Source organism: Kribbella ginsengisoli (genome assembly GCF_039537185.1).
Classification (GTDB): Bacteria; Actinomycetota; Actinomycetes; order Propionibacteriales; family Kribbellaceae; genus Kribbella; species Kribbella koreensis.
Genome location: NZ_BAABAA010000001.1, coordinates 47145 through 71733 on the forward strand (window position 1 = coordinate 47145; position 24589 = coordinate 71733).

The 24589-nt window shown below is 67.7% G+C and carries 20 protein-coding genes; 19 read left to right on the forward strand and 1 reads right to left on the reverse strand.

Translation table 11 applies throughout. The features are described from left to right. The first annotated feature begins 42 nt into the window (after positions 1–42). The 3 genes from ABD768_RS00210 (at position 43) to ABD768_RS00220 (ending at position 4460) form a co-directional block, all read left to right on the forward strand. Complete coding sequence (locus tag ABD768_RS00210) at positions 43–1635, forward strand: tetratricopeptide repeat protein (protein WP_344835953.1); 1593 nt, start codon at positions 43–45, stop codon at positions 1633–1635. A 55-nt stretch (positions 1636–1690) separates the two neighbouring features. Next, positions 1691–1909, forward strand: coding sequence for a hypothetical protein (locus ABD768_RS00215; protein WP_344835956.1), 219 nt, complete (start codon positions 1691–1693; stop codon positions 1907–1909). A 367-nt stretch (positions 1910–2276) separates the two neighbouring features. Beyond that, a complete protein-coding gene (locus ABD768_RS00220) occupies positions 2277–4460 on the forward strand; it encodes an SGNH/GDSL hydrolase family protein (protein ID WP_344835959.1) in 2184 nt (727 codons plus the stop codon). 1449 nt (positions 4461–5909) lie between these two features. On the opposite strand, the gene ABD768_RS00225 is transcribed toward ABD768_RS00220, so the two are convergent. After that, positions 5910–6572 carry a hypothetical protein gene (locus ABD768_RS00225; protein WP_344835961.1) on the reverse strand — a complete coding sequence of 221 codons (663 nt, stop codon included), beginning with the start codon at positions 6570–6572 and terminating at the stop codon, positions 5910–5912. Between the two features lie 512 nt (positions 6573–7084). Here ABD768_RS00225 and ABD768_RS00230 point away from each other — a divergent pair. The 16 genes from ABD768_RS00230 to ABD768_RS00305 all read left to right on the forward strand — a co-directional run bounded on the left by ABD768_RS00230 (position 7085) and on the right by ABD768_RS00305 (position 24589). Continuing rightward, the gene (locus ABD768_RS00230) at positions 7085–7882 is read left to right on the forward strand and encodes an AfsR/SARP family transcriptional regulator (protein ID WP_344835964.1); all 798 of its coding nucleotides are present in this window, start codon (positions 7085–7087) and stop codon (positions 7880–7882) included. 79 nt (positions 7883–7961) lie between these two features. Continuing rightward, positions 7962–8147, forward strand: a complete 186-nt coding sequence (locus ABD768_RS00235; protein ID WP_344835967.1) for a hypothetical protein — start codon at positions 7962–7964, stop codon at positions 8145–8147. Beyond that, entirely contained in the window at positions 8144–10180 is a 2037-nt protein-coding gene (locus ABD768_RS00240; protein ID WP_344835970.1) for an ATP-binding protein, read from the forward strand. Before ABD768_RS00235 ends, ABD768_RS00240 begins: the two co-directional genes overlap by 4 nt. Continuing rightward, a complete protein-coding gene (locus ABD768_RS00245) occupies positions 10177–13011 on the forward strand; it encodes an eCIS core domain-containing protein (RefSeq protein WP_344835972.1) in 2835 nt (944 codons plus the stop codon). The genes ABD768_RS00240 and ABD768_RS00245 overlap by 4 nt, the downstream gene beginning before the upstream one ends. A gap of 72 nt (positions 13012–13083) precedes the next feature. Then, the gene (locus tag ABD768_RS00250; RefSeq protein ID WP_344835975.1) at positions 13084–13974 is read left to right on the forward strand and encodes a Pvc16 family protein; all 891 of its coding nucleotides are present in this window, start codon (positions 13084–13086) and stop codon (positions 13972–13974) included. Positions 13975–13994: 20 nt separating this feature from the next. Beyond that, complete coding sequence (locus ABD768_RS00255; RefSeq protein WP_344835978.1) at positions 13995–16151, forward strand: phage tail sheath subtilisin-like domain-containing protein; 2157 nt, start codon at positions 13995–13997, stop codon at positions 16149–16151. A gap of 42 nt (positions 16152–16193) precedes the next feature. After that, positions 16194–16628: a phage tail protein gene (locus ABD768_RS00260; RefSeq protein ID WP_344835981.1), complete on the forward strand. Its 435-nt coding sequence runs from the start codon at positions 16194–16196 to the stop codon at positions 16626–16628. Between the two features lies 1 nt (position 16629). Beyond that, entirely contained in the window at positions 16630–17016 is a 387-nt protein-coding gene (locus ABD768_RS00265) for a hypothetical protein (protein WP_344835984.1), read from the forward strand. 8 nt (positions 17017–17024) lie between these two features. Continuing rightward, positions 17025–17159, forward strand: a complete 135-nt coding sequence (locus ABD768_RS00270) for a DUF6760 family protein (RefSeq protein WP_344835987.1) — start codon at positions 17025–17027, stop codon at positions 17157–17159. Between the two features lie 6 nt (positions 17160–17165). After that, a complete protein-coding gene (locus ABD768_RS00275) occupies positions 17166–17843 on the forward strand; it encodes a hypothetical protein (protein ID WP_344835990.1) in 678 nt (225 codons plus the stop codon). Continuing rightward, positions 17840–18529 (forward strand): CIS tube protein, encoded by a 690-nt coding sequence (locus ABD768_RS00280; RefSeq protein ID WP_344835993.1) that lies wholly within the window; start codon positions 17840–17842, stop codon positions 18527–18529. The genes ABD768_RS00275 and ABD768_RS00280 overlap by 4 nt, the downstream gene beginning before the upstream one ends. Continuing rightward, positions 18529–19713 carry a phage late control D family protein gene (locus ABD768_RS00285; RefSeq protein WP_344835996.1) on the forward strand — a complete coding sequence of 395 codons (1185 nt, stop codon included), beginning with the start codon at positions 18529–18531 and terminating at the stop codon, positions 19711–19713. Before ABD768_RS00280 ends, ABD768_RS00285 begins: the two co-directional genes overlap by 1 nt. Continuing rightward, positions 19710–20381, forward strand: a complete 672-nt coding sequence (locus tag ABD768_RS00290) for a phage baseplate assembly protein V (protein ID WP_344835999.1) — start codon at positions 19710–19712, stop codon at positions 20379–20381. The genes ABD768_RS00285 and ABD768_RS00290 overlap by 4 nt, the downstream gene beginning before the upstream one ends. Before the next feature lie 8 nt (positions 20382–20389). Further along, the gene (locus tag ABD768_RS00295) at positions 20390–20671 is read left to right on the forward strand and encodes a PAAR domain-containing protein (RefSeq protein WP_344836001.1); all 282 of its coding nucleotides are present in this window, start codon (positions 20390–20392) and stop codon (positions 20669–20671) included. A gap of 1 nt (position 20672) precedes the next feature. Continuing rightward, complete coding sequence (locus tag ABD768_RS00300) at positions 20673–21080, forward strand: GPW/gp25 family protein (RefSeq protein ID WP_344836003.1); 408 nt, start codon at positions 20673–20675, stop codon at positions 21078–21080. After that, a complete protein-coding gene (locus tag ABD768_RS00305) occupies positions 21080–24589 on the forward strand; it encodes a baseplate J/gp47 family protein (RefSeq protein WP_344836005.1) in 3510 nt (1169 codons plus the stop codon). The genes ABD768_RS00300 and ABD768_RS00305 overlap by 1 nt, the downstream gene beginning before the upstream one ends.

The following is a 24589-nucleotide window of genomic DNA, read 5'->3' on the forward strand; positions in this document are numbered from 1 at the left end:
CCGTCAGATGTCAGGGTGTGACTCGGCGGGGAGGGGGACCAAGTGTCTTTGCGTGCGGACGTGGCCGCGTTGGTCGCGCTGTTCCACAAGGTCAAGTTCGAGCGGACGACTGACTACCGCCAGTTGGAGCGAGTGATCTGGTGGTTGCGCTTCGGCCTCAGGCCGCTTCCGGCTGGTGACCCCGACCGGCCGTTGCTGCTTGCCCTGCTGGGCAACGCGCTGTGGCAACGCTACGAGCGGTACGACGGGCTAGCCGATCTCGATGAGGCGGTGTTCCGCCTTCGCGATGCGGTGGATTCGTTCGACCCGGACCGGGACCGGCGGCTGGGCCACCTGTCCGACCTGTCGATCCCGCTCCGGAGCCGCTTTCAGCGACTGGGGAACCGTGCCGACATCGACACCGCGATCTGGGCGGCCAGGCAGGCGGTCGAAGGTGCGCCGGCGTCGACGACACCTGCGGCAGCCCTGAACAACCTTGCTCATTCTCTGTTCCACCGCTACGAGGCGACGGGGGAGTTGCTCGACCTCCAGTCAGCCATCGGGGCAGCCCTCCAATCGGTGAATGCCACCGACCCGCGAGCTCCCGAACGGGCGTTGCGGGTCAACGTGCTGATGATGGCTTTCACCTCTCGCTACCTGGCGACGAGCGCCGCGGCCGATCTCGAGAGCGCTGTCACCGCGGGCCGGGAGACCGTCGCCATCACCCCGCTCAATGACCGGATGCGTTCGCAGTACTTGAGCAGTCTGGCCTACGCGCTGCAGCTCCGGTACCGCCGCGATGGCAACCTGCAGGACCTCGACGAGGCTGTCGCGCTGTCCGAGCAGACCTGCGTCACGACGCCGGACGACCATCCGCTCAAGGGAGCGCACCTCGTCGACTATGCGACAGCGTTGTTCGCTCGCTTCTCCAGGAGCCGCCTTCGGGCCGACCTCGAGACGGCGCTGGGCGCCGGCCGGGCCGGTGCGGCGCTGCTGGCGTCGGACCATCCAGCGCGGTACCTGGTGATGCACAACCTCTGCCTGATGAGCACAGAGCTGTTCGAGATCACTGGTGCTGAGGCGGACTTGGCCGAGAGCATTCGACTCGGTCAACAGGCAGTGGACGGTTGCCCGCCGGATTATCCGGACCGGAGTGTGATTCTGCGCCGGTTCAGCATGTTGCTGGCTCGGCGGGGCGGGCCGGATGACTTCAGCGGAGCGCTGCGGTACTTGAGCGAGGCGGCGCACGTTCGTGCTGCTCCGGCGACGGATCAGCTACGAGCGGCGCGCGAGTGGGGCGTGCTGGCCTTGAATGCCTCAACGCAGGCCGAGGCTCTGGCCGCCTACACCAGGGGCGTCAGGCTGCTGCCGATCGTGGCGTGGCCGGGGCTGGGACGTGAGGTTCGCGAGCAGCGGCTGGCTTCGTTCGACGACATCGTGAGCGCGGCCGGCGCCACCGCCGTCGCCGCCGGCCAGTACGCCACCGCGGTCGAGCTGCTCGAAGAAGGACGATCTGTGCTGTGGTCGCAACTGCTGCAGATCCGAGCTGACCACGCCAAACTGCACACGGTCGCCCCGGCCCTGGCGGCCAGACTCGACCAGGTCAGACACGGCCTGGACCAGTCCCTGCACCTGGACCAGTTCCGCGTCGGCTGACCGGGACCGCGGCAAGGTCCCAGTAGCACGAGCACCGTCAGCGAGGAGACAGGTCATGAAGGAGTACCGGACCATCTGGGTCCAGGAGCATGCCGCCAGTACCAGAAGGCCAGGCGATGCCAACCATGAACAGGTCCCCTATGAATGCACCGAGATCGACAGGGTCGCGAACGCCTGGTCCGCCGCCGGCTGGCGACTGCTTCAACTGGCGCCCGGCACCAACGCACAGACGTACAGCGGCCTGTTCATGACCTTCGAGCGAGACGCGTACTAGATGGATGCTCGGCGCGCTCTGATACGTCCTACAGGCGCGGCTGGCTGCCGCGGCGGCTTCATTCCCGACGACTTTGCAACATCGTCCATCAGGCCGCCAGGCTCTCCTTGTTGCAGCCGTATGGCGGCAACAAGCTCGCCTTCTGCCACTCGATCGTCCGGGAGCGACTCGCCAGCCTCGCCGGTAACTCGTCTTCGGCGAACCGTCCGGTGATCGCAATTGATCAACCAGATCCGAAGCCTGGCTGAAGATCCAGACAGCTGTTACGGTCCGTGATGTTCAATGGCCGCGTTGGGGGGGAAACTAATGCGCCGGTGTAATGCATTGCTTCGTCATGCCTGTGCTCGAGTGGTTCGGGGAGAGTGCGGTGAGACGCCGTCGTGAGGTGATGGTGGCTGCCGTGGTGGCCTTGCTCGCTGTGGGGGCTGCGGGTGGGGCGTATGCGTCGGGCAGTGTGCCGTATGCCTTGATGTCTGATGGGGTGCGGAACGACGCTTGGGTCAAGAAGCACTGTGCCGGGCCGGCGTTGGGGCGGCCGGCGAAGTGTCCGCAGCCTGGTCATGCGGGGCCTGGGCCGTTGCCGGTCGGCGACGGGGGAACGATGGTCAGCTTCGGGGACTCGTTCTCGGCTGGTGAGGGAGCTCCGAGCACGGATCAGTACAAGATCATCACCCGTGGACAGTTCGATCTGCGGCTGGCTGATTGCAATGCGTTCGAGCGGTCTTGTCTCCGGGTGGGTACGAGTAAGGATCGGGTCTGGGATGGTGCGTCGGGCTACTACGCCGGCACGGACGGCGGCGATGGGAACACCTGCCACCGGTCACCAGAGGCCTATGCGCCCAGGGTCGCCCGGGAACTGAAGCTGACGCTGGAGTTCCGCGCCTGCAGTGGCGCGGTCAGCGGCGACTATGCGAACAGTCAGGATGGCCGCACCTTCGCTCAGCAATGTGCGACCGCACAGTGTCCTGAGTTCGGCGAGGCACCGCAGTTTCCGGCCGGTACGAAGTTGGTGACCGCGGGGTTCGGTGGGAACAACGCCCTCTTCGCGCAGGTCGTGAAGGTCTGTATCGCCACTGGGCGGTCGATGCAGCAGTTCCTGCGGGAGCTGAAGGTCGATCAGGAGACGCAGGCCGATCTGCTCGCGCTGAAGGAGGTCACGAACAGCGATTGGACCAGCTGTACGCCGTACACGCGCAAGCTGATCGAGGTGGCCGCGAAACGGCTGGGCCCTGAGCTTGACAAGAGCGGCCATCTCCAACCGGGGGTCGCCGAGGTGGTCCGTGACCTGAAGAGGCGTACTCCGGCAGGCGGGCGAGTGATCCTGACGTCGTACCCGCATCTGTTCCCGGACGGCAATCCGAAGGCCTGCGGCGTCGGCACCGGCGAGGCGAGCATGGGGAAGACGGAGCAGGCGGCGATCAACACTCTGGTCGACACGATCAACGGGGTACTGCGGGTCGCGGCCGCGAAGGAGGGCGTGGACTTCGTGGACATGACGTATGCGTTCGTCGGCCGGGGCGTGAAGGCCGGGAGCCGGGAGGACCACGGGCTGTGCCAGGACCAGGGCCCGGACGACAAGGCGGGTAATGGCGAACGCTGGGTCAACAGGTTCCGGTTCTGGAACGACTGGACCGACGCCAAGGCGAAGGAGGGCAGCATGCATCCGAACGTTCACGGACAAGCGGCGTACGCCGAACGCCTGCTGGCCTGCTACAACGACCGGACGGCCTGCGACGGCACGCTCGACGCGGATCGCTGGCGGGACCAGGCGCTGCGCGCGATCGGCTGCACCCTGCCGCCCGACGAGCCCGACTTCAAGACGAACGTCTGGGACAAGGCCGCAGTGGTACCACGCCGCCTGGACGTGACCGGGGACGGCAAGCCCGAGGCGGTGGTGGAGGCGCAGTGTCCGTCGACGACCTCGTCGCATCCGACGGAGTACGCGGTCTTCGACGACTCGACCGCGACGCCGCGGGTGCTGGGGGCGCTGGGAGAGGAACACTACTACCGTCAGGCGACCTTGACGGTAGAGGGCAAGACCGTCGTGGTGGCAGGAACCAGCGTCGGCGGAAAGGATCCGCTGTGTTGCGCTGACCACGTCGCCCGCGATGTCTATCAGTGGGACGGTTCCAAGTTCCGCAATCTCAGCAGCACCGAGACCTATCCCAAGGAGGCGCCCGAGAAGGCGGCGCCTGGTCCGGTCGTCGATGCCCTGATCACCTCGGTCGACGCGGGACGGCGGGTGGTGACGTACGACGTCGTCCAATGGTTCAGCGGCAAGGCGGCCGAGAAGGCTTGCAAGGAAGACCTCGTCAGCAGCGAGTCGGAATGGTGCCACGACTACTACTGGCGCAATGCCAACGATCTGCTCCGGATCAACTCCGTACTCTCCGTCGCCAAGCTGGAGGTCGTCAACCAGTTCGGCGGATCAACCTGGCGCCCGACGACGCTCCAAGAACTCGCCACCTATGCTCCAGCGTCCGGCGCCATCTACACGCTGCACATCGCCAACAACCAGATCATCTCCATTCAGGAGCGCTTCACCCCGTGATGGGAGCCGCGGCTCCCATCACGGGGCTGGAGTAGTTAGAGGGTCTTACATCGGCCTGACTTCGGGCCGGAGGTGGTGTTGGGGTGGCCGGCGTTGGTGGGGGCCGTTGATGTTGTTGGCGGAGATGGTTGTTGGGTCGGTGTTGTTCTGGAGGACCAGGCGGCCGGAGATGGTGGCGTTGTCGATGGTGACCTGGCCTGCCGAGTTGGCGACCTTTACAGGGCCTCTGATTGTTGTGGGTGTGCAGTCGGAGCCGTTGCCTAGCCGGACTCGGGTTGCGCCGATGATGGTTACTGGGCCGGGGATGGTGGTCCCGCAGAGTAGGACGTTGGTTGCTCAGGTTGCTGTTACCGGGCCGCGGAATTCAGAGTTGGTTGCGTAGAGGGCGGCGCCGGGAGAAACATTGACGGGGCCTGAGATGGTTGCGCCGTTGAAGCACGCAACGCCTGAGGAGACCGTGAGTGGGCCGTTGTGAATTGCGGTGACCATCGGCGTACAGGCTGGGACGCCTGTTGCGAGAACTTCCGCGTGATGATGTGGACCGCCTCTCCGCTGTCCGATCGCTTCTGGAGGTATTCGTGCGAGCAGGGTGGGACCAGGCAATCAGGCTGACCGAAGAGCTTGACGAGCTTTTCAACTGAGGGCGATGGAAGCTACGGCAACCGTTGATCAACATCGGCGATCGTCAGTTGCTGCGGCGCGAGCTTGCCTGACCCGATCGGTCAGCCGCTGGTGAAAGTGTGGATCTCCGGACGTTGATTCGTACATGGAGTCCGATGAGAACTTGAGACGGCAGGCCAAGCGGGCGGTTGTCGGGTCGCCTGTGGATGTCCGGGTTCCTGAGAGGCTTCCGGTGGTCTATCCACAAGCTGCGCGGGCTCTATGCCGGATTGTTGTGCGGTTGGCCAGGATGGAGCGTTCGGCGGAGAACAGCTACGGGCTGAGGAGGATATCTGAGCGGCGATCAGCCGAGGACGACGCTGGATGAGTTATTGGGGATGGAATCGCTGGAGCAACACACACCTTAATCACACGCCTGGAGCTCAAGACCTGAAGGATGTCTCCAACCTCGCAAACTCCGCGACCCGCAACGGCGCACGAAAGGACTCGACCGTCGAGGAGAAGCAGGCGTACTTCGCCCAATACGACGGCGCCTATCCAGGGCTCGCCGGTGGGGGAGCGCAGGGCGGTCGCATCCATCAGGGGGCTGGCTTCAGCGTCTCCGGCCGTCCCACAGCATCTGGGGTGACGGTCGCTGCGCCTGATTGGGCGCCGGAGGCGGCGAATCACCCATTGGTCGTCGTGGGTCGACGGGACTAGAACGGCTCTTGTGGTTCCTTGGCTGTGTTCGTCGCGGAGTACCGTCGGGCGTTAGCCGCAACGACGTATCAGGCGCGGGCGGCTCGGTCGTCGATCGCAGGTGGCTCAGCTGCTGATCGTGGCCAAGGTCTACCTGATCTGACAGTTGTTGAGAGACAGTCGTGTCGCGACGCGGTTGAAGTCAGCGAGGAACTGGTCTCCGTTCGTCAAGTGTTGCTGGTAGCCGATCAGGTCGCCGGCGCGGAGGGCAATGCCGGCACTGTCGAGGCTTTGGGCTGTGCTGCTGAGGTGGGATAGGAGTTGGGCGTGCCTGTTCGGATCGGGAGCTTGGGGCGTCAGGCTGTCTAGCTTCGTACCTAGCTGCTCGAGTATGGCGGCTAGGTCAAACGTGCGGTTGAGGTAATCCTCATCTGTCGCAGGTGTGCCGAGGGCCTTGATCTCTTTGACCGAGGCTGCGCAGAAAGTCATCGCGCGCTGCGAGTAGCTCACAGCGATTGTGGAGGGCGGAACTTTCGCGGTTGGGACTGACTCTGACGTGAGGACTGACGATGTCGGCTGGACAGTGGCGGGTATCGCCGTAGGTCTGGGCCCGTCCCCGGGGCTCGTAGGAGGTTCCGTTCTCACGGCAAACCCGACGTAGAGGAACGCCAAGCCGACGATCGCCAGGGTCCAGCGTAGGGCCGGCGAGGTCAGGGCCGGAATCTCGACGTTGATGAAGTGGAGGCCGTTCGTTATCGCGGCGACCAGACTCACCGCCCCGAGCAATGCAAGCGAGATCCCCAACGATTCCATAGCTGCCGCCCCCTGGCCCCCAGGTCTGCTTCAAAGGTGCACCTGTTTGGTCTCCTGGACAACCGCATATTTGTAGCGAGCCGCCGGCGATTGTTCGCGCCGGGCACTCACGTCACGGGGTCTTCCGCGAAGCGTCGCTATGGACAAGCGAGTGGCTGGCGGTCATGCGTTTGAACCCCGACAACATTGCTGCCTGCCGACCAGCTGCACCGCAAGGTCGGGTGCCGTGCTCCTCCTTCTTGATTGCATGGTCCTCAGCACAGCCCGATACGCACCTCGATCGCACGCTTGACGCCCCGACGTCTTGGCGTGGGTGAGTGGGCATGCCAGAGTGGAAAGCCGGGTGTGGCGGCCGGGGGTCAGGCTGGCGGTGGCGCCTGGGATCGCAGGGGCTGCGCTGTGGTTTGGACCACGGCCTTGGCTCGAGCAGGCTGCTCGCGTGACGGTGCCGTCACGTCCGAGTGACGTTGCGCCTGGCATCGTTGACGGCATATTCAGCGTGGGAGCCAGACATGCGTGACTCGAGAATGTCAGTGCTCGACCAGAGTCGTCCGCCACCGGCTCAGACTGAAGGGGGGCTCCATGTCGATCTGCACCTGCTGCCGCAGTTGGGCGTCGCCGTCGGAGAGGGCGCGGTCCCCATCTGCAGCCGGGCGGAACGCGTGCTGGCCTTCCTCGCCATCCACTCCGGGCGAGCCCGCCGGGTGACGGTGGCCGGGACGCTGTGGCCGGACACGACCGAAGAGCGAGCGCTGTCGAGTCTGCGGACGGCGGTCTGGAACCTCTCGCGACTGAACGTACCGCTGGTCCAGGTCACCCCGACGACGCTGAGCTTGAAGGCGACCGTGGTGGTCGACGCGCACGAGGCTGCTCTTCGCGCCCGCCAGTTGATCGACGGCCAGTACGACCTCGGCGACGTACCCGGTACGCTCCAGTTGCTCCGCCAGGAGATGCTGGTGGATTGGGCCGAGGACTGGATCCTGGTCGCCCAGGAACAGTTTCGGCAACTTCGGCTGCACGCGCTCGAGGCGCTCGGGGAGCAACTTCTGCTGCTCGGCCGGCACGCACAGGCGGTGGTCGCCGGTCTTGACGCGATCGCGTGCGAGCCGTTGCGGGAAACCGCGCACCTGCTGCTCATGAGGGTGTACCTGGAACAGGGCAACCGGAGCGCGGCGATTCATCAGTACCAGTCCTGTGCGCGGCTCCTTCGCGATGACCTGGGGCTGCGGCCGTCCGAGGTGATGACCGACCTGCTGGCCCGCTCGATCGGCGGCCTCGACCTGCATGACGTTGGAATCACGGTGGCGTGACGACCCCCGGGTGACCATCTCGACTATGGTCGCTCCGATACGAGGACTTCCGATCCCCAGGCCGACGGGGCGGGTAGGCGTGTTGACGATCCGCGCGCTCGACGATCAGGCCGGCGGTACGGATCTCTACCGGATCACCAGCAGCGTGTCCGTCCGCGATCAGCCGCGCGCCAGTATCACCGTCGTGGGCGTGGACGAGTTGCGGTTCGAGATCGAGCGGTGGCTGGCCGGCTTCCTCGGCGGCGCCGACCACTGCGACGGATGACTGCCGTGGCCGAGATCCCGTGGCTGGGTGGAGGGCAGTGGCCGGTTCCGAACGCCGGCGATGTCCTCGGCTGGCTCGAACGCCTCGACGACGTACTGGACCTCGCCACAACGGCCGCCCGAGAGCGGTACGGCGTCGCGCCGAACAGCGATCCCTACCGCGGCCTGTACGTCGGGCTCGACGAGCTCGATCGATTGGTCGCGCGCGCACCGGGGGTGCCGTTGCTGGTCGGAGCCGGATCGGCGGTCCTCGGGCCGGCCCTCGGTCTGAGCCCGGTGGAGAGCGCGGTGTTGCTGCTTGCGCTCGCTCCCGAGATCGATGGCAAGTACGGGCGCATCTACGGCTATCTGCAGGACGACGTCACCCGGCGGCAGCCGACCGTCGGACTGGTGCTCGATCTCTTCTGCCACGACGCCGAGCAGCGGCTGAGCTACGTCGGGCTGTTCGAGCGTGGCGCGAGGCTCCGGGCCGACCGCCTCATCGAGGTGGGCGACGACGCCACCCGATCCTGGCCGTTGATCGCACAGCCGTTCCAGCTCGATCGCCAGGTCCGCCGTCTCTTCCTCGGGGGCGGAGATCTCGACGAGCGGCTGGCTTCGGTTGTGCGGCTGTCCCGGGCCGTTGGCGACATCGGCTCGCTGCCGCTGCCGTCCGAGGTGGCCGGGCAAGTGGCAGCTGTGGCCACCTTGCTCAAGGGTGAGCGCGCGCGGGTGCAGGTGACGGGCCGGGACAGTCGACTGCTTCGACAGGTTGCCGATGCGATGGTCGCCGGCAGCGGTCGGCCGATGATCACGGTGGACCCGACGAGGTGTCAGCAGGCCGAACTCATCCAGCGCGAGGCGCGGTGGCTGCAGGCGGTGATCGTCGCACCCTTGGACGGCGTAGACGACCAGCGGTACGACCTCCTCGGTGGGCTCGACCTGGTCGTGGTCACCGCGCCTGAGACCACCCCGGCGCTGCTGTCGCTAGGATTCCTGCCCGTCGTGATCCCACCTGCCGACCTGCGGATCCGCACTGCGCGCTGGCTCACGGCAGCGCATGAGGTCGGGCTCGAGTTGGCGGCGGATGCGGTCGACACCCTGGCGCGGTCGTACCGATTGAGTACGTCGGACATCGACGACGCGGTGCGGATGGCTCGTACGGTCACGACCTTGGGAGACCGCACCGTCTCCAACCCTGAGCGCGCCGCGGAGGCCGCGGGGGAGTTGGCGGCCCGTGGGGTGGCGACAGTGGCGCGGCAGGTCGAGCTCTGCCACCGATGGGATGACCTCGTTTTCCCGCCCGACACGACCGACCAGCTGCGTGAGTTGAGCAACCGGGTCCGCCTGCAGACGGAGGTGCTCGATGACTGGGGGATGAGGCAGGGGACTACCAGCAACAGCCTGCACGCGCTGTTCAGCGGCCCGTCCGGCACCGGCAAGACGGCGGCCGCGCAGATCGTCGCCGGGGAACTCGGTCTGCAACTCTGGCGGGTCGAGCTGTCGACGGTGGTCAGCAAATACATCGGTGAGACCGAGAAGAACCTGGACCGGATCTTCACCGCGGCGAAGACTGCCGACGTCGTGCTGATCTTCGACGAGGCGGACGCGTTGTTCGGGAAGCGATCGGCGATCCGGGACTCCCACGACCGGTACGCGAACGTGGAGATCTCGTACCTGCTCCAGCGGATGGAGGAGCATGACGGCGTCACGATCCTCGCCACCAACCTGCGGACCAATCTCGACGAGGCGTTCCTGCGCAGGCTGGCCTTCGACATTCACTTCCCGCTACCGGACGAGCGGGACAGGCTGCTGATCTGGCAGCGCGTCTTCCCGGCCCAGGTCAACCTCGCGCCCGACCTCGACCTGCCTGCCGTGGCTGCTCGGCACCGGCTGTCCGGGGGCCAGATCCGGAACGTGGCGGTGGCGTCGGCGTACCTGGCGCGAACCGAAGGCGACACGGTGCACGCGCTTCACGTGGAGCACGCCGTACGGCGCGAGTACCAGAAGCTCGGCCGACCGATCGAGGGCTCGTCGGTGGAGGAAGCACGATGAACCGTACTCGCAGCGCGCCGATCAGCGAACCCGACGAGGCAGAGCGCGAGCCGGGACGTTCAGGTCCGGTCGAGTCCGGGCCGGAGCCGGCGGCCGCGAGGATGGGGAACGCGGCGTACGCGCGGGTGGTCGAAAGTCACCCGCCGGCCCGCGGCGATCTGGGTACGCCGCTGGACCCGGAGGTGCGGAGCTGGGCCAATCAGGCCTTCGGCTCCGACCTCTCCGCGGTCCGCGTGCACACCGGATCGACCGCCGAGCAGGCAAACCGCGAAGCGGGCACCTCGGCGTACACCGTGGGGTCTCACATCGTGCTCGGCAGCGATAACTTCCCGTTGCTCGTGCACGAGCTCGCGCACAGCGTGCAGCAGGAACGCGGCCGCGGGCTCAGCCCCGGCCGGCCGGCCGCGGCCAACGAAGGGCTCGCGGATCGGGCGGTCGAGGGAGCGCTGACGGGCCGCCGGTCCGTCGATGTCGGGCCGGGCGCGCCGGTCGGACTCGCGGGTGGCGACGAGAGCAAGGAAGAGGGTCTGTCCCGCCGGCTGCTGCGACAGTTGCAGACGCGGTTGGTCAACCAGGTGATGGGCTCGCTCGGTGTTCAGTCGACCGCGTCGGACCTGGTCCAGTACGCCGTCATCGGGTTCGTCGAGGAGCTGATCGCCCAGCTGTGGACCGGCACCAAGGGCATCGACTTCCTGAAGGCGATGCTCCGGATGAGCGCGGGCGATGTCGCGCAGCTCGTCAAGGGCTACTACGCCGGACTGGTGCTGGGGGTGATCAGCCCGATCACGGACCTGTTCAGCCTGGCGGTGCTGGCCGAGAAGCTCGCGCTGCTGGGCCCCCGGATTCTGGCCAGCGTGCTGACCAATCCCGGCGGTCTGGCTGCCGACGCGCAGGCCGTGGCGACCAAGGTCGGCGCGATCGGAACGCAGGTCGGCGTCGCCTGGGAGGCGGCCAAGCACGATCCCGCGGCCACCATCGTCGGGATCCTCGAGGCGCAAGGGAACCTCGCCGAGTTCGCCAAACAGCAGGCCCGGAGCCTCGGCAAGGCCGGCGCCACCGCGGTGGTCGACAGCCTGACTGGGCCGGTCCTCCCTCAACCGGCGGGGAAGCCGGCCGAGGCATCCGGATTCATGGGAGCGGTGGAGTGGGCCGAGTCGAAGTGGAAGGGTGGCGAGGCCGCGGTCCTCAACACCCCGTGGGCACAGATCGGTGGCAAGCTCGGGTACGCCGTGGGGTTCGTGGCCGTCCAGATCGCGCTGCTGCTGTTCACCTCGGGTGTCGGCAACGCGGTCGAGCAGGTCGCGGCCGGGGTCGCGAAGGTCGCGGTAGCGCTGGAACGGGTCTCCAAGGGTGCCGGGATGGTCGTGGGCAGGGCGGCCGAGCTGGCGGCGACCGTGGGCAAGGCGATCGGTGCGGTGGAGATGCTGCTCGGTGCGGCGATGAGCAAGGTGCTGAAACCGCTGGAGAAGATCCTCGGCCCCATACTGCAGCCGTTCGAGGAGGCCATGGCGGCGCTGAAGACGTTCCTGGAGAACCTCCTCGGGGTCGCTAAGAAGCAGGCCGCGCCCGCAGTCGAGGCCGCCGCAGGCAAGGCCGCGGCAACCCTCACCGACGACGCCCTCCGCGCCACCCCGAAACCACCGGCCAAATCCCTCCCGTCGAAGGCCTCCGAAGCTCTCGAACACCCACCCACCGCGGCAACCCCCGAGCCCACCACCGCGGCAGAACTCCCCAAGACACCCGAGCCAGTCAAACCCTCGGAGCCCACAAAGACCCCCGACGCCCCGGAGCCGGTCAAGGCACCCGAGCCACCCGAGCCGGTCAAGGCACCCGACGCAGCGGAGCCTCTGACGACGCCCGAGCCGGTCAAGAAGCCCGAGCCACCCGAGCCGGCGGCGGCGCCCAAGACCGAAGCCGTCGAACCACCCGTCGCCACGGCACCAGAAGCCACCCCGGCCGAACCCATGACAACAGCCGCACCCGCCCCCCAGCCCGCCGCGGCCCCACCCGAGACCTCGAAACCCAAGACGACCAAGCCGAAGAAGTCTCCGGAACCGACTGGGGATCCCGAGATGGATGCCTTGCTCGCGCGGATCGAGACCGACGTACCTGCTGAGCTCACCAAGCCGGTCAAGAAGGTAGCGAGACGCATCCGGAAGCAGGCGAAATCCGATCCGGACGGTGCGCGTCGACTCGCCGAGGATGCTGATGCAAAGGTTGAGTCGCTGCGCACGGAGGTCGACGAGGACCTGGAGCTGCTCAGCGGCAGAAGCGACCCGGCGGAAGCGGACCAGGCGATCGCGGGCGAACTGGACGCGGCCACCGTCGCCATGCAGAAGTCCGACGAAGCGGCAGTACGGCGGCGCGCCAAAGCCAAAGCCGCCGGCCAGCCGATTCTGAAGCCGTTCGAGCAACGTGTGCAATTCGGCGCCCTAGAGAACGGCCGTCCGACCGGTGTGATGGGAGAACTGCATCCGTCCGATCTGCGTACCGGTTCCGCGACCGGCGTTTACAAGCCACCAGGTCTGGAGGGATCCACCGGCCAGCGTCCGCACCTCGGCCATCTGCTCGGAAATCAGTTCGGTGGTTCCGGTACCGATCCCCGCAACCTGGTGTGGATGCACCAGAAGGTCAACTTGTCGAAGTACAAGCTCGAGTTCGAGCATGTGCTCCGCAAGGCGCTCCGGAACGGCGAGACGGTGACGTTCGGGATCACGCCGCTGTATCGCGGCAGTGAGAAGGCGCCGTACGCCGTTGAAGTCTGGATGACGGGGACGAAGACAGTCATGCCGCGGAAGATCGTGCCGACGATCGGTGTGCCCGACCTGTGAGAACCCCGCGAATGACGCGGGAAAGACGGTGGGGTCACGGTGGGATGACGGGGGGCCGCGCATGATCGGCGGGTGCTTGACCAGGTGGACAACTTGCTGCGGACCGTGTTGATGGCGGGGGTGCCCGGTGTCAGCGGTGAGGAGCAGGTGCGCTTTCAGCCGCCGGACGAGGCGTGGCTGGCCAGCGTGAGCCAGTTGCGCGTGAACGCTCTCAACGTCTACCTCTTCGACGTCCGGGAGCGGCGGGACCTGCGCTCCAACGAGTGGAGCAGCGGCAGTGGATCGCAAGGCCCGACGCGGACTCCCGACCCTGTGCGGGTCGATTGCCACTACCTGGTGTCGGCGTGGAGCCCGGCGACGGTGACTCCAGCGACCGAGCCCACTCTTGACGAGCACAAGCTGTTGTACGACGCGATGGCCGTGTTGTTGCGGTCGATGCCACTGGTCCCCGCGACGATCTACCCGAGGGACTCGCAGGCCTTCAAGGACCTCGATCCACTGATCGCCGAGAGTTCGCTACCGGTCGAGGTCGTCCCGCCCGAGGGGTTCCTCAAGCTGGCCGAGTTCTGGGGATCGATGGGGACCGGGATCCGCTGGAAGCCCGCAATCTGGCTGATCGTCACCGTCCCGGTCGGCCTGCGCACCGAGGTCAGCGGCCCGATGGTGACGACGCGGATCATCGAGTTCCGCCCCGGCAGCGATCCGGCGACGGCCGAGGTGTTCGTCCAGATCGCCGGCACCGTGACGAGGGCTGACGAGGCACTCGAGCACGCGGTCGTCAGTATCCGCCGTGACGATGTTCTGCTGCAGTCGGTCGACACCGGCGCCGACGGGCGGTTCACGTTCGCCGGGTTGCGCCCGGTGCCACATGTCCTCCAGGTAAGCGCTCCTGGGGTCCCGAGCCACAGCGTCGCGATCGACGTCCCCGACCCGCATGGACGATACGACATCGCCGTCCCGTAGGGCGGCGCCGAGGAGTACCCATGGCTGTCCAGGTTTCCTATCCAGGCGTGTACATCGAGGAGTTCGGTCCGGCGGCCCCGATCGAAGGGGTGAGTACGAGCACGGCCGCGTTCCTCGGGGTCGCCGAGAAGGGACCACGGAACACCGCCACTCTGATCCAGAGCTGGGACAAGTTCCAGGAGGTCTTCGGCGGGTTCCTGTCCGGCCCCGAGGCCTGGCTCGCCCAAGGCGCGTACGGCTTCTTCCTCAACGGCGGTACGACGGCCTACGTCGTCCGGGTCTCCGATGCCGACGAGTCCACGGCCGACCTGCCCGACCGCGGCACCGGTGTCGCGCTGACCGCGACGGCCGTGGCTGAAGGACCGGCCGGCGACACCGTCAGGGTCACCGTGACCGACTCCAGCCGGGTCGACGACGCGCTGGCCAAGGTCGGCGGACTGCCCGTCCTGGAAGTGAAGAACGCCCGTAAGACGTTGACGGTCGCAGCCTCGGCCCCGTTCGTGGCGGGCAGCTTCGTGACGGTGGTCAAGGGCGCCGAGCGGGTCACCCGGCTGGTGGGTTCCGTGGCCGCCGACAGTGTCGTCCTGACGACAGCGCTACCCAGTACGCCGGATTTCACCAACGGCCTGATCACCGGCGCTCTCGTCGTGTCGACCGCGGCGCCCGCCCTCATCACAACGATGACGAGTCGCACCGTCCTGGCCATGAGCGATGCGAACCACGGACTCAGTCCTGGCGATAGCGTCATCGCCAAGACCGGCGCCAAGGAGTCACCCGGTACGGTCCAGGGCGTCTCCGGCGCAACGGTCACGCTGGCCGGCGCGCTGCTCGGCGCTGAGGATTACACCGGCGGCACGCTGCACCTCGCCGATCTCCCGCTCGGCGCCCGGCGGCTGCGCGTGGTCGGCCCGGCCACGGTCGCACTCAACCAGGTCGTTCCGCCCGGCACGCTGCTGGCGGTCACCGCCGGTGCGACGACCGAGTACGTGCGGGTGGCATCGTCGGGCGGCGACGTCATCGCGCTGGATGCTCCCGGGCTCACCCGCAGTTACGTGCTCACCGATCCGGAGACTCCGGTGGTTCTGACCAGCGCGGAGTTCGATCTGGTCGTGTTCGACGGATCGGCCGGCGCGTCGACGACGTACCCGCGTCTGGGGGTGGACTCGCGGCATCCGACGTACTGGGAGACCGTCGTCGATTCTCCCGTCGTCAGGCTGACCGGTCCTGAACAGGTTGCGGAGCCCGACTCACGGCCGGCGGCGAGCACCTACCCGCTCAGCGGCGGGGTGGCCGATGACCGGTCCGCTTCGTGGCAGAAACTGCTGACCAGTCCGAACACGTACCTCGACCCGCTGAGGGCTCGTCAGGACATCTCACTCGTCGTGGTGCCCGGCGGTACGGCCGCCAACCTCCAGACCGCCCTGGTCGGGCACTGCGAGCGTCTGTACAACCGGTTCGCGCTGCTCGACCCATTGCCTGAGGCAACTATCGAGGGCATCACCGACCAGTTCGCGACGGTCCGGTCGAGCAAGGGCTTCGCGGCGCTGTACTACCCCTGGATCCAGGTGGTCAACCCTTCGACCGGAGCCGCCGAGTTCTGGCCGCCGGCCGGTCACATCGCCGGGATCTACGCGCGTACCGACCAGACGAGAGGTGTGCACAAGGCGCCGGCGAACATCAACATCAGAGGCTCGCTCGGCGTCGAATCCCTGCTCAGCAACGCCGAACAGGGACCGATCAACCTGCTCGGCATCAACGCCCTGCGGGTCTTCCCCGGCCAGGCGCAGCCGGTCGTGTGGGGAGCCAGGACGACCGCCGGGGACCTGGATCGCAACTGGCAGTACGTCAATATCCGCCGGCTGTTCATCTTCCTCGAGCAGTCGATCGAGCGCGGCATCCGCGGATCGGTGTTCGAGCCGAACGACCTGCGGCTGTGGCAGAAGCTCAAGCGGACGATCACCAACTTCCTGACCCAGGTGTGGAAGGACGGCGCCCTGTTCGGCGCGAAGCCGGAGGAAGCGTTCTACGTGCGGATCGACGAAGTACTGAACCCGCCGTCGACCAGGTCACTCGGCCGGTTGTACATCGAGGTCGGCGTCGTCCCGACCTATCCCGCGGAGTTCATCGTGCTGCGGATCGGGATCTGGGACGGCGGTGCCGAGGTGAGCGAGTCCTGATCGTCGTACCGCATCAATCACAGCTGAGAAGAGGAGACATCGATGGCCACCGGGCAACGGATCGACCCGTACGCCAACTTCACCTTCCTGGTGGAGATCGACGGCATCACCAGAGCCGGCTTCGCCGATGCGAGCGGGTTCGACACCACGATCGACGTACACGAGTACCGCGAGGGCGGGGACAACACGACGATGCGCAAGCTGCCCGGGCCGACGAAGTACGGCAACATCACCCTCAAGCGCGGGATCACCGACGACCACGAGCTGTACGACTGGCTGCTCGGCATCGTCCGCGGTACGCCGGACCGCCGCAGCGGCTCGATCGTGATCAACGACCTGACCGGTGCGGAGCAGGTGCGCTGGAACTTCCGGGACGCCTGGCCGACGAAGTGGTCGGCCGGGGAGTTCTCTGCCAAGGGCAACGATGTCGCGATCGAGACGCTGGAGCTCGCGCACGAGGGTCTCGAGCGAGGCTGACATGTTCCGGACCGAGTACGAGTTCACCCTGCCGATGGGCTACGTCGATGCCGACGGCGGATTGCGGCGGACCGGCACGATGCGGCTGGCCACGGCGGCCGACGAGATCCTCCCCCTGCGCGATCCACGGGTGCAGAAGAACCCGGCGTACCTCGTCGTCATCTTGATGTCGCGGGTCATCACCGCGCTCGACGGCGTCGACACCGTCACCCCGCAGGTCATCGAGGGGCTGTTCGCGGCCGATCTCGCCCACCTGCAGGACCTCTACAACGAGGTCAACCGGGTCGACGACCGGAGCCGGTCGGTCAGCTGCCCGAACTGTCGGCGGAGCTTCGAGCTGGAGGTGGACAGCCTGGGGGGATCCGTGGCTACCCCGTCGATCAGCTGATCGAGGAGGTGGCCTTCCTCAGCTACCACCTGCATTGGCCGCACGACGAACTGATGGAACTCGAGCACCGCGACCGGAGGCTGTGGACGACCAAGGTGTCCGCGCTCAACGAACGGGCGAACGCCGACGACGGGAGGCAGTGAGCAACCGTGAACCGACACCGCGCCTTCACCCTGCGCCTGGCCGACCAGCATCGCCGAACCGTCACGCGGCTGCACGCGGGTCCCTCCGTACTGCGTCGGCTGCCGGGCAGTCAAATCCACCAGGTCGACCAGCGGCGTACGACGCACTGGACGATCCGACCGACCGTGCGGGTGACTATCGCTGATCCTGGCAACCAATCGATGTCACCTCTGGCCAGCCGTCGCTCGAAGGTTCGAGAGGTGCCGACCGTTCGAACTGTTGCGACGGTCGCGACCCGGCAGACAAGCGTCCACTCCCGGACGGAGACTGTCGCCTTACGGACGCAGCAGACCAGAGCGGTCGAACGTTCCGCCCTGACTGTGCTGTCCAGGGTGCTCAGCTCACAGACCACTCGTGAGTCATTCACCGCGCCACCACCTCCGGTGGTCCGCCCCGCCACGACTCCGCCCGTACCGACGACCTTGCGGCGGAGGAGTGCTTCAACTACCGAGGCGGCGGTCCCGCAGATGCCGACCGCGCTGCCTGGCTGGGAGATGCCGGATGCGGCTCCGTGGGCGCGCGCCCCGCAGAACCCCGGCCCGCCGCCTCCGGCTGACGTCGAGCGGTTGACCGACCAGGTTGTGGCTGCCATCGACCGGCGGCTGATCGCGCATCTCGAGCGGACCGGGAGGGGCTGGCGATGAGCGGGCTCGAGAAGGCGACCTTGACGAACACCGTCACCGGCCGGCGCACGCCGGTGATGTTCAACCCCGGCGAGTACACCGTCAACCGCGACGTCACCTACGCCCAGGCAGCAATCCCAGGCCTGTCGGCACCCCTGCTGCAGTTCGTCCACGGCGGCATGCGGACCCTCGAAATGGAACTGTTCCTGGACACCTACGAGTCGCATCGCGACGGCACCAGGGTGGTCAACGCGGCCGGCGACGACGTACGGGCGTCGGTCGCCCAGGTGACCGATCTGATGAACATCGACCCGACGACCCACGCGCCCCCGGTCGTCCTCTTCACCTGGGGGAGCCTGACGTTCACCTGTGTACTCGCGCGGGCCGCGCAGCGGTTCGTGATGTTCCTGCCGGACGGGACTCCGGTCCGGGCGCGGATCCAGGTGACCTTCAACGAGTTCACCAACGCCGAGCTCGAAGCCAAGGAGATCAAGCGGGAGACCGCCGACTACACCAAGGTCCGTGTCGTCGGCCAGGGTGAGACGCTGGCCGCGATCGCCGCCGATGTCTACGCGGACCCGACCCAGTGGCGGCCGATCGCGGTGGCCAACCGGATCGACGACCCACTCGCGCTGATCGCCGGTACGGCGTTGTCCGTGCCGCGCTTGCCGTACACCGATCTCGAGTCAGGTGTGGTGATGCGCTGATGACCGTTGCCCTGAGCCCGCGGTACGCACCGGACTACGCGATCACGATCAACGGCAGCCCGCTGCCCGCGCCGTTGCGTGCGGCGGTCAGCAGCGTGCGGTATCAGGACGGGCGCCAGGCGGCGGATCGGGTCGAGGTCGGTCTGGCGAACCCGGATCTGCGCTGGCTGCGCGAACACGTGCGCGGGCTCGGTTTCAGTCTCCCGACGGGCGTACGGATCGGCCCGGTCGGCGTGACCGGCGTACCACCAGGCCTGCTCGACCTGGACAACGCGGTCAATCTGTCGCTCGGCTATGCCGGGTCGCAACTCGAGCCGGTCTTCGAGGGCGACCTCACCGGGTTGTCGATGAGCTTTCCGAACGGCGGCATGCCATCGGTCACCCTGATCGCGCACGACCACCTGCACCGGTTGGCCCAAGGCTCGGCCGCCCGCGGGTTCGGGCTGCTGCCCGACTTCCTGGTCGCGTCCATCCTGGCCGCGGAGAACCTGCTGCTGCCCTCGATCGACCCCACGATCATCGGGGCGTCGACGGCGATCGCGGCGGTCAACTTCGTGTTCGGTGGTAGTGGACGCAAGCAACGCGGCCAGAGCGACCTGCAGTTCCTGGCCGAGATCGCGAACTCGTACGACGCCGACTTCTGGGTGGAGGGCAACGTTCTCTACCTGTCCCGGTTCCTCAAGGAGTACACGCCGAGGATGTCGCTGGCGTGGGGCCAGTCGCTGCTCGACTTCGCACCGCGGATCAGCACGGTCGGCCAGGTGGCCGGGGTCTCGATGAAGTTCACGCTGCGGGAGATCCCGCTCGACTTCCTGGTCACGGTGTTCTGGGACTTCGACCGCGAGACGCTGGGGGTCTCGGTCCTGCCCGGGGTCGCCGCGGCCGCGGGCCTGCCGTTCTCCGGACCAGCGCTCACCGTCATCGACCAGCCGATCGCATCACCGGCCGACATCACCACGAGTGCGTTGCGGATCTACAGCGACTTGCGGCGGCGATTGAACAGCAGGCTGACCGGCTCGGCCTCGGCGATCGGCGACCCGGCGATCCGGGCCGGCGCCGTGATCCGGCTGGAGGGGCTCGGGCCTGACTTCAGCGGTGACTACCGGGTCACCGCGGCGACCCACACGATCGACACCGGCGGCTACCGGACGAACTTCGAGGTCTGCAAGGAGATCCTGCCATGATCGAAGAGGTACTGGACGCCCGCGCGAGCGAGCAGGACGAACTGCAGAAGAAGTTCTACGGCGTCGTGGTCGGCAAGGTCATCCTCACCACCGACCCGTTGATGCTCGGCCGGGTCAAGGTGCAGGTGCCGTTCATCGACTCCGCCGATCTGGCCGCCTGGGCGCGGGTCGCGACGCCGATGGCCGGGCTGCTGTCCGGCCAGTACATGATTCCCGATCCGGGCGACGAGGTTCTGGTCGCGTTCGAGCACGGTGACGTCAACGCGCCGTACATCCTGGGGTGTTTGTGGAACGCGACCACGCCGCCACCGTTGCCCAGCCCGCTGCCGCAGATCCGCGCGATCCGTACGCCATTGGGCAATCAGGTGGCCTTCCGGGAAGCGCCGCCCGCGATCACCCTCACGACGCCGGACATGACCCAGGCTGCAGCCGGTCTGCCGCCAGGGATCACCTTGGCCAGCAACACGATGATCACCCTGCAATGTGGCGCGACCCGGCTGGTGCTCAGCCCGGCCGGGGTCACCATCACCGCGCCGGCCGTCACGGTGACAAGTACGGGCGCTGTGTCCACCAGCGGCACCAGTGTCTCGGTGACCGGTTCCGGCGCGGTGAGTCTCAGCGCCGGTGGTGCCTGCAGCCTGACCGGCTCCATCGTGAAGATCAACTAGGAGTTCCGATGCCCTTCGCAGCCCGGGTGGGCGATCCGACCGCCCACCCCGGAACCGTCACCGGACCTGGGGTGGCGAACGTCCTGATCGCCGGAATGCCCGCCGCGGTGGTCGGCGACATGCACGCCTGCTCGATGCCGCCGACCGCGGGTCCGCATCCACCGAGCCCTTTCCCGACCGGAAGCACCACCGTCCTGATCGGCGCCCGGCCGGCGCTACGGATGGGTGACATGGCCGGATGTGGTGCGCCGATCATCGCCGGTGCGCCGACCGTGCTGATCGGAGGCTGACGTGGCACCCGGATCGGAACAGGCCTTCCTCGGGGTGGGCTGGGCCTTCCCGCCGTCGGCCGGCCCGAACGGTGATGTCAGCGTCGCGGCGTACGAGGAAGGCGTCCGGCAGGCGATCCGGATCATTCTCGGCACCTCGCCGGGGGAGCGGGTGATGCGGCCGACGTTCGGCGCGGGCCTGCGCGACCTGGTGTTCGAGCCACTCAGTACGACGACGATGGCGCTGGCTCGGTATCGTGTCGAAGTGGCGCTGGCCATCTGGGAACCCCGGATCGACGTCCGCGAGGTCGTGGTCCGGGCGGCTCGGCAGGACAGCCGGATGGACATCGAGGTGTCCTACCTGGTCAGGTCCACCAACACCTTCTACAACCTCGTCTACCCGTTCTACCTGCTCGAGGGTGGCGAATGATGAGCCGGGTTCCCGTCGTCGGACCGCACGACCCCGAGGAGGTCTACGCGGACCTGCTGCAGCGGCTGCCGGGATTCGAGCCCGGCTGGTCGGTGGGGTCCGGGCCTGGGGCGGCGCTGTTGCGCGCCTACGCTCGCTTCCTGTCCACCCTCGGCGACCGGCTCGACCGGGCTCCGGACAAGAGCCGGTTGGCGTTCCTCGATCTGCTCGGCGTCTCCCTGCTGCCGGCGAAGCCCGCTCGTGCGCCGGTGGTGTTCAGCCTGCCGCCCGGTGGTGGAGACACCCGCGCACCGGCTGGGTCTCAGGTAGCCGCCACGGTCGCCGACCGGGTCGAGCCGCTGGTCTTCGAGACCGAGGCCGATACCGGTCTGTGCGCCGCGCGACTGGTCGAGGTGGCGACCGTCTGGCCGGGCCAGGATTCCTGGGCCGACCACGGCGCCGCTGCCCGGTCCGGGTCGCCGTTCACGCTGTTCGATCCGTTGAGTCCCGTACCGCATGAGCTCTATCTCGCCCATCGCACGCTGCTGGCGTTGTCGGGTGCCGTCACCGTCGAGGTCACGCTGGAGTTGTCGCAGGTGGCGCCGGCGCCGATGGACATGGTGTGGGAGTACTGGGACGGGGAGACCTGGCGTGCCTTCAAAACGTTCGTACCGGTGGCGACCGCCATCAACAGTGACAGCGTCGACGGGACCCTCGGCCTGACCCGCAGCGGCACGGTCCGGCTGGTGGCCGACTGCTCGAAGTCCGAACCCCGCATCGTCGCCGGGATCGAGTCGCACTGGATCCGCGGCCGGCTCGCCGCCGTGCTGCCGCCGAACCGGGCCGGTGCGCGACCTGCCGTCGATCGGGTCCGGCTGCGCTCGGTCGTTGCCCCGAGCATGGGCGTGATCCGGCTGGCCGGCCCGGACGGGGGCCGTGACCAACAGATCTGGCTGTCGTCGTCCGGGCTGTCCGGGCAGGGGATCGATCTGAGCGACGCGTTCGCCGTACTGTCCGATCCCACCGAGCCGGACAAGACGTACCCGACCCAGAGCCTGGCCTCCGGCTCGGCCCAGTGGGACGGCATCGAGTACCACGACTACACCGTGCAGGTCACCGTGCCCGGGTACACCACCCTGGTCCAGACCATCACGCCCGTCGCGGGCGCGAGTATGTACTTCCTGGTCACCGATTTCAGCGGCCTGGCGCTCGACAAGGCGGTGAACGACGGGCTGCCCGTGGACCTGACGACGACCTTCTTCCCGTTCGGGCAGAACCCACAGACCGGCAGCGTCTTCGCGATCTCGCTCGCCGAGGCGATGAGCAAGCCGCTGGCGACGGTCAGTTTGCTGTCGGTGGCGGCCAGCACCGGCCGGCTCACCAGTGCGCCGACCGGCGTCACGGTCACCGACCTGGTGCCGAAGGTGGTGGGCGAGTACTTCGACGGCCGCGGCTGGTCCGACCTGGGGATCGCCGAGTCGACGGTGCTCGGGCTGTTCACCGCGGACTGGCAGAAGCTGATCACCTTCACCGTGCCGGCCGATGTCGCGCTGACCGAGCTCGCCGGCGAGGAGGCGCCCTGGATCCGCTTCCGGATCACCAATCAGACCTTTGGGGCGACGCTGACAACGAACTGGGAGGACTCGGGCGGAGCCCACCACGACTTCCGGGTGGTCGAGCCGAGGCCGCCTGTTCTCGGCAGCCTCCGGGGCGGGTACGTCTACCGCTCGCCGCAAGTGGTGCCCGAGGCGTGCCTGGCCTACAACGACTTCAGCTACATCGATCACACCGCGGCGGCCAGGGACCGCGGTTCGGCCTTCGCGCCGTTCGTCCCGGTGCGCGACATGACACCGACCCTGTACTGCGGGTTCGACCGCAGACTGCCCGCCGACGTCGTCAGCATGTATCTTGACGTGGCTGAGACCGAAGGGCTCATCAGCGGCCCTGGCCTGGTCTGGGAGCACTGGAGCGGGACGGAATGGGTGGCCGTCACGGTCCGGGACGAGACGGCGAATCTGGCGCTGCCCGGGATGGTCGCAGTCGCCTCGCCGGGCGCGGTCCCGCCCCCGCTGGTGTCGGTGCTCACGGCATCCCTGACGACCGCTGAGCTCGTCGACGAGGTGGCCGCGTCGTCCTTCCGGGCCGGAGACCTGGTCACCGTGTTCACCGACACCGCGTCGGAGACTGTCACGGTGGCCGAGATCAACGGCCCGACCGTGATGTTCACGACGCCACTCAGCCAGGAGTACAGCCGGGCCTTTCTGACCATTGCCGGCCTGCCGAGGTTCGGCACACCGCGCGATGCCTGGTTGCGGGCCAGACTGCGGATCGACGGTGAGCCGCGACAGGCCGAGCTCGGCGGGCTGTTCCTGAACGCGGCGTGGGTGGCGCAGGTGCAGACCGTCCGCGGCGAGGTCCTCGGTGGTGGCACCGGGCAACCGGGACAGGTCGTGACGTGCCGGCAGACTCCGGTGCTGCCGGGGCAGGTACTGGAGATCCGCGAGCTGTCCGGCGCTCGCGCCGATGTCGAGCAGGAAATCCTCCGGGCCGAGGTACTCGCGGCCGGACTCGGGGATGATGCGCTTCGCCTGGTCACCGATCCCCGGACCGGCCGGACCACGGAGGTGTGGGTTCGTTGGATCGAGCAACCGAACCTGCACTTCTCCGGTCCTGGCGACCGGCATTACGTGATCGAGCGGTCGCAAGGCCGGATCGTCTTCGGTGACGATCGGCACGGCCGCATCCCGCCGGCCGGCACCGACAACGTGCGGATGGCGAGCTACCTGTCCGGTGGTGGTGCCCAGGGCAACGTTCCGGCCGGGGCGATCTCGCAACTGCTCTCCGGGATCCTGGCCACGTCCGTGTCGAACGTCCGCGCGGCCGAGGGCGGCGCGGACAACGAGACCGTGGACGCGGTCGCGGCGCGCGGTTCGGGCCTGGTCCGCAGCCGGGTGCAGGCCATGACTCCAGCGGACTACGAGGCATTGGCGCAGGAGGCATCGCCTGCGGTGGCCGTCGCCCGAGCCCTGCCGTGTACCGACGCGGCGGGTCGCCCGGCGCCGGGGTGGGTGCGGATCGCGATCGTTCCGCACAGCTTCGACCCGCGGCCGATGCCATCGTTCGGATTGCGCCGGGAGGTCGAGAACTACCTGCGCGCCCGGTGCCCGGCCTCGATGGGCGGGCAGGTGACCGTGGTGTCACCGCAGTACCACCCGGTCGGCGCCTCGGCCACCGTCGTACCGGTCGACCTGGATCAAGGTGGTGTGGTGATCGCCGCCGTGAGTTCTGCGTTGACCGCCTTCCTGCATCCGCTCGGTGGTGGGCCGGACGGGCGTGGTTGGCCGTTCGGGCGGGACGTCCACCTGTCCGACGTCGCACGGTTGATCGAGCTCATCCCCGGTGTCGACCACCTGGAGGCCGTCGAGTTGCTGGCGGACGGCATCCCTCGGGGCGACGTTGTCGCGGTACCGGCGGAGCGGATCGTGGTCTGCGGCCCGCTGGTGCTGCGTCTCGCGGGAGGGGAGAGCTGA

Bases quoted from the DNA above. Each gene is read 5' to 3' on its own strand.
- ABD768_RS00215 (WP_344835956.1), top strand. From the start codon at position 1,691: ATGAAGGAGTACCGGACCATCTGGGTCCAGGAGCATGCCGCCAGTACC.
- ABD768_RS00225 (WP_344835961.1), bottom strand. From the start codon at position 6,572: ATGGAATCGTTGGGGATCTCGCTTGCATTGCTCGGGGCGGTGAGTCTG.
- ABD768_RS00230 (WP_344835964.1), top strand. From the start codon at position 7,085: ATGCGTGACTCGAGAATGTCAGTGCTCGACCAGAGTCGTCCGCCACCG.
- ABD768_RS00240 (WP_344835970.1), top strand. From the start codon at position 8,144: ATGACTGCCGTGGCCGAGATCCCGTGGCTGGGTGGAGGGCAGTGGCCG.
- ABD768_RS00245 (WP_344835972.1), top strand. From the start codon at position 10,177: ATGAACCGTACTCGCAGCGCGCCGATCAGCGAACCCGACGAGGCAGAG.
- ABD768_RS00255 (WP_344835978.1), top strand. From the start codon at position 13,995: ATGGCTGTCCAGGTTTCCTATCCAGGCGTGTACATCGAGGAGTTCGGT.
- ABD768_RS00260 (WP_344835981.1), top strand. From the start codon at position 16,194: ATGGCCACCGGGCAACGGATCGACCCGTACGCCAACTTCACCTTCCTG.
- ABD768_RS00265 (WP_344835984.1), top strand. From the start codon at position 16,630: ATGTTCCGGACCGAGTACGAGTTCACCCTGCCGATGGGCTACGTCGAT.
- ABD768_RS00280 (WP_344835993.1), top strand. From the start codon at position 17,840: ATGAGCGGGCTCGAGAAGGCGACCTTGACGAACACCGTCACCGGCCGG.
- ABD768_RS00285 (WP_344835996.1), top strand. From the start codon at position 18,529: ATGACCGTTGCCCTGAGCCCGCGGTACGCACCGGACTACGCGATCACG.
- ABD768_RS00290 (WP_344835999.1), top strand. From the start codon at position 19,710: ATGATCGAAGAGGTACTGGACGCCCGCGCGAGCGAGCAGGACGAACTG.
- ABD768_RS00295 (WP_344836001.1), top strand. From the start codon at position 20,390: ATGCCCTTCGCAGCCCGGGTGGGCGATCCGACCGCCCACCCCGGAACC.
- ABD768_RS00305 (WP_344836005.1), top strand. From the start codon at position 21,080: ATGAGCCGGGTTCCCGTCGTCGGACCGCACGACCCCGAGGAGGTCTAC.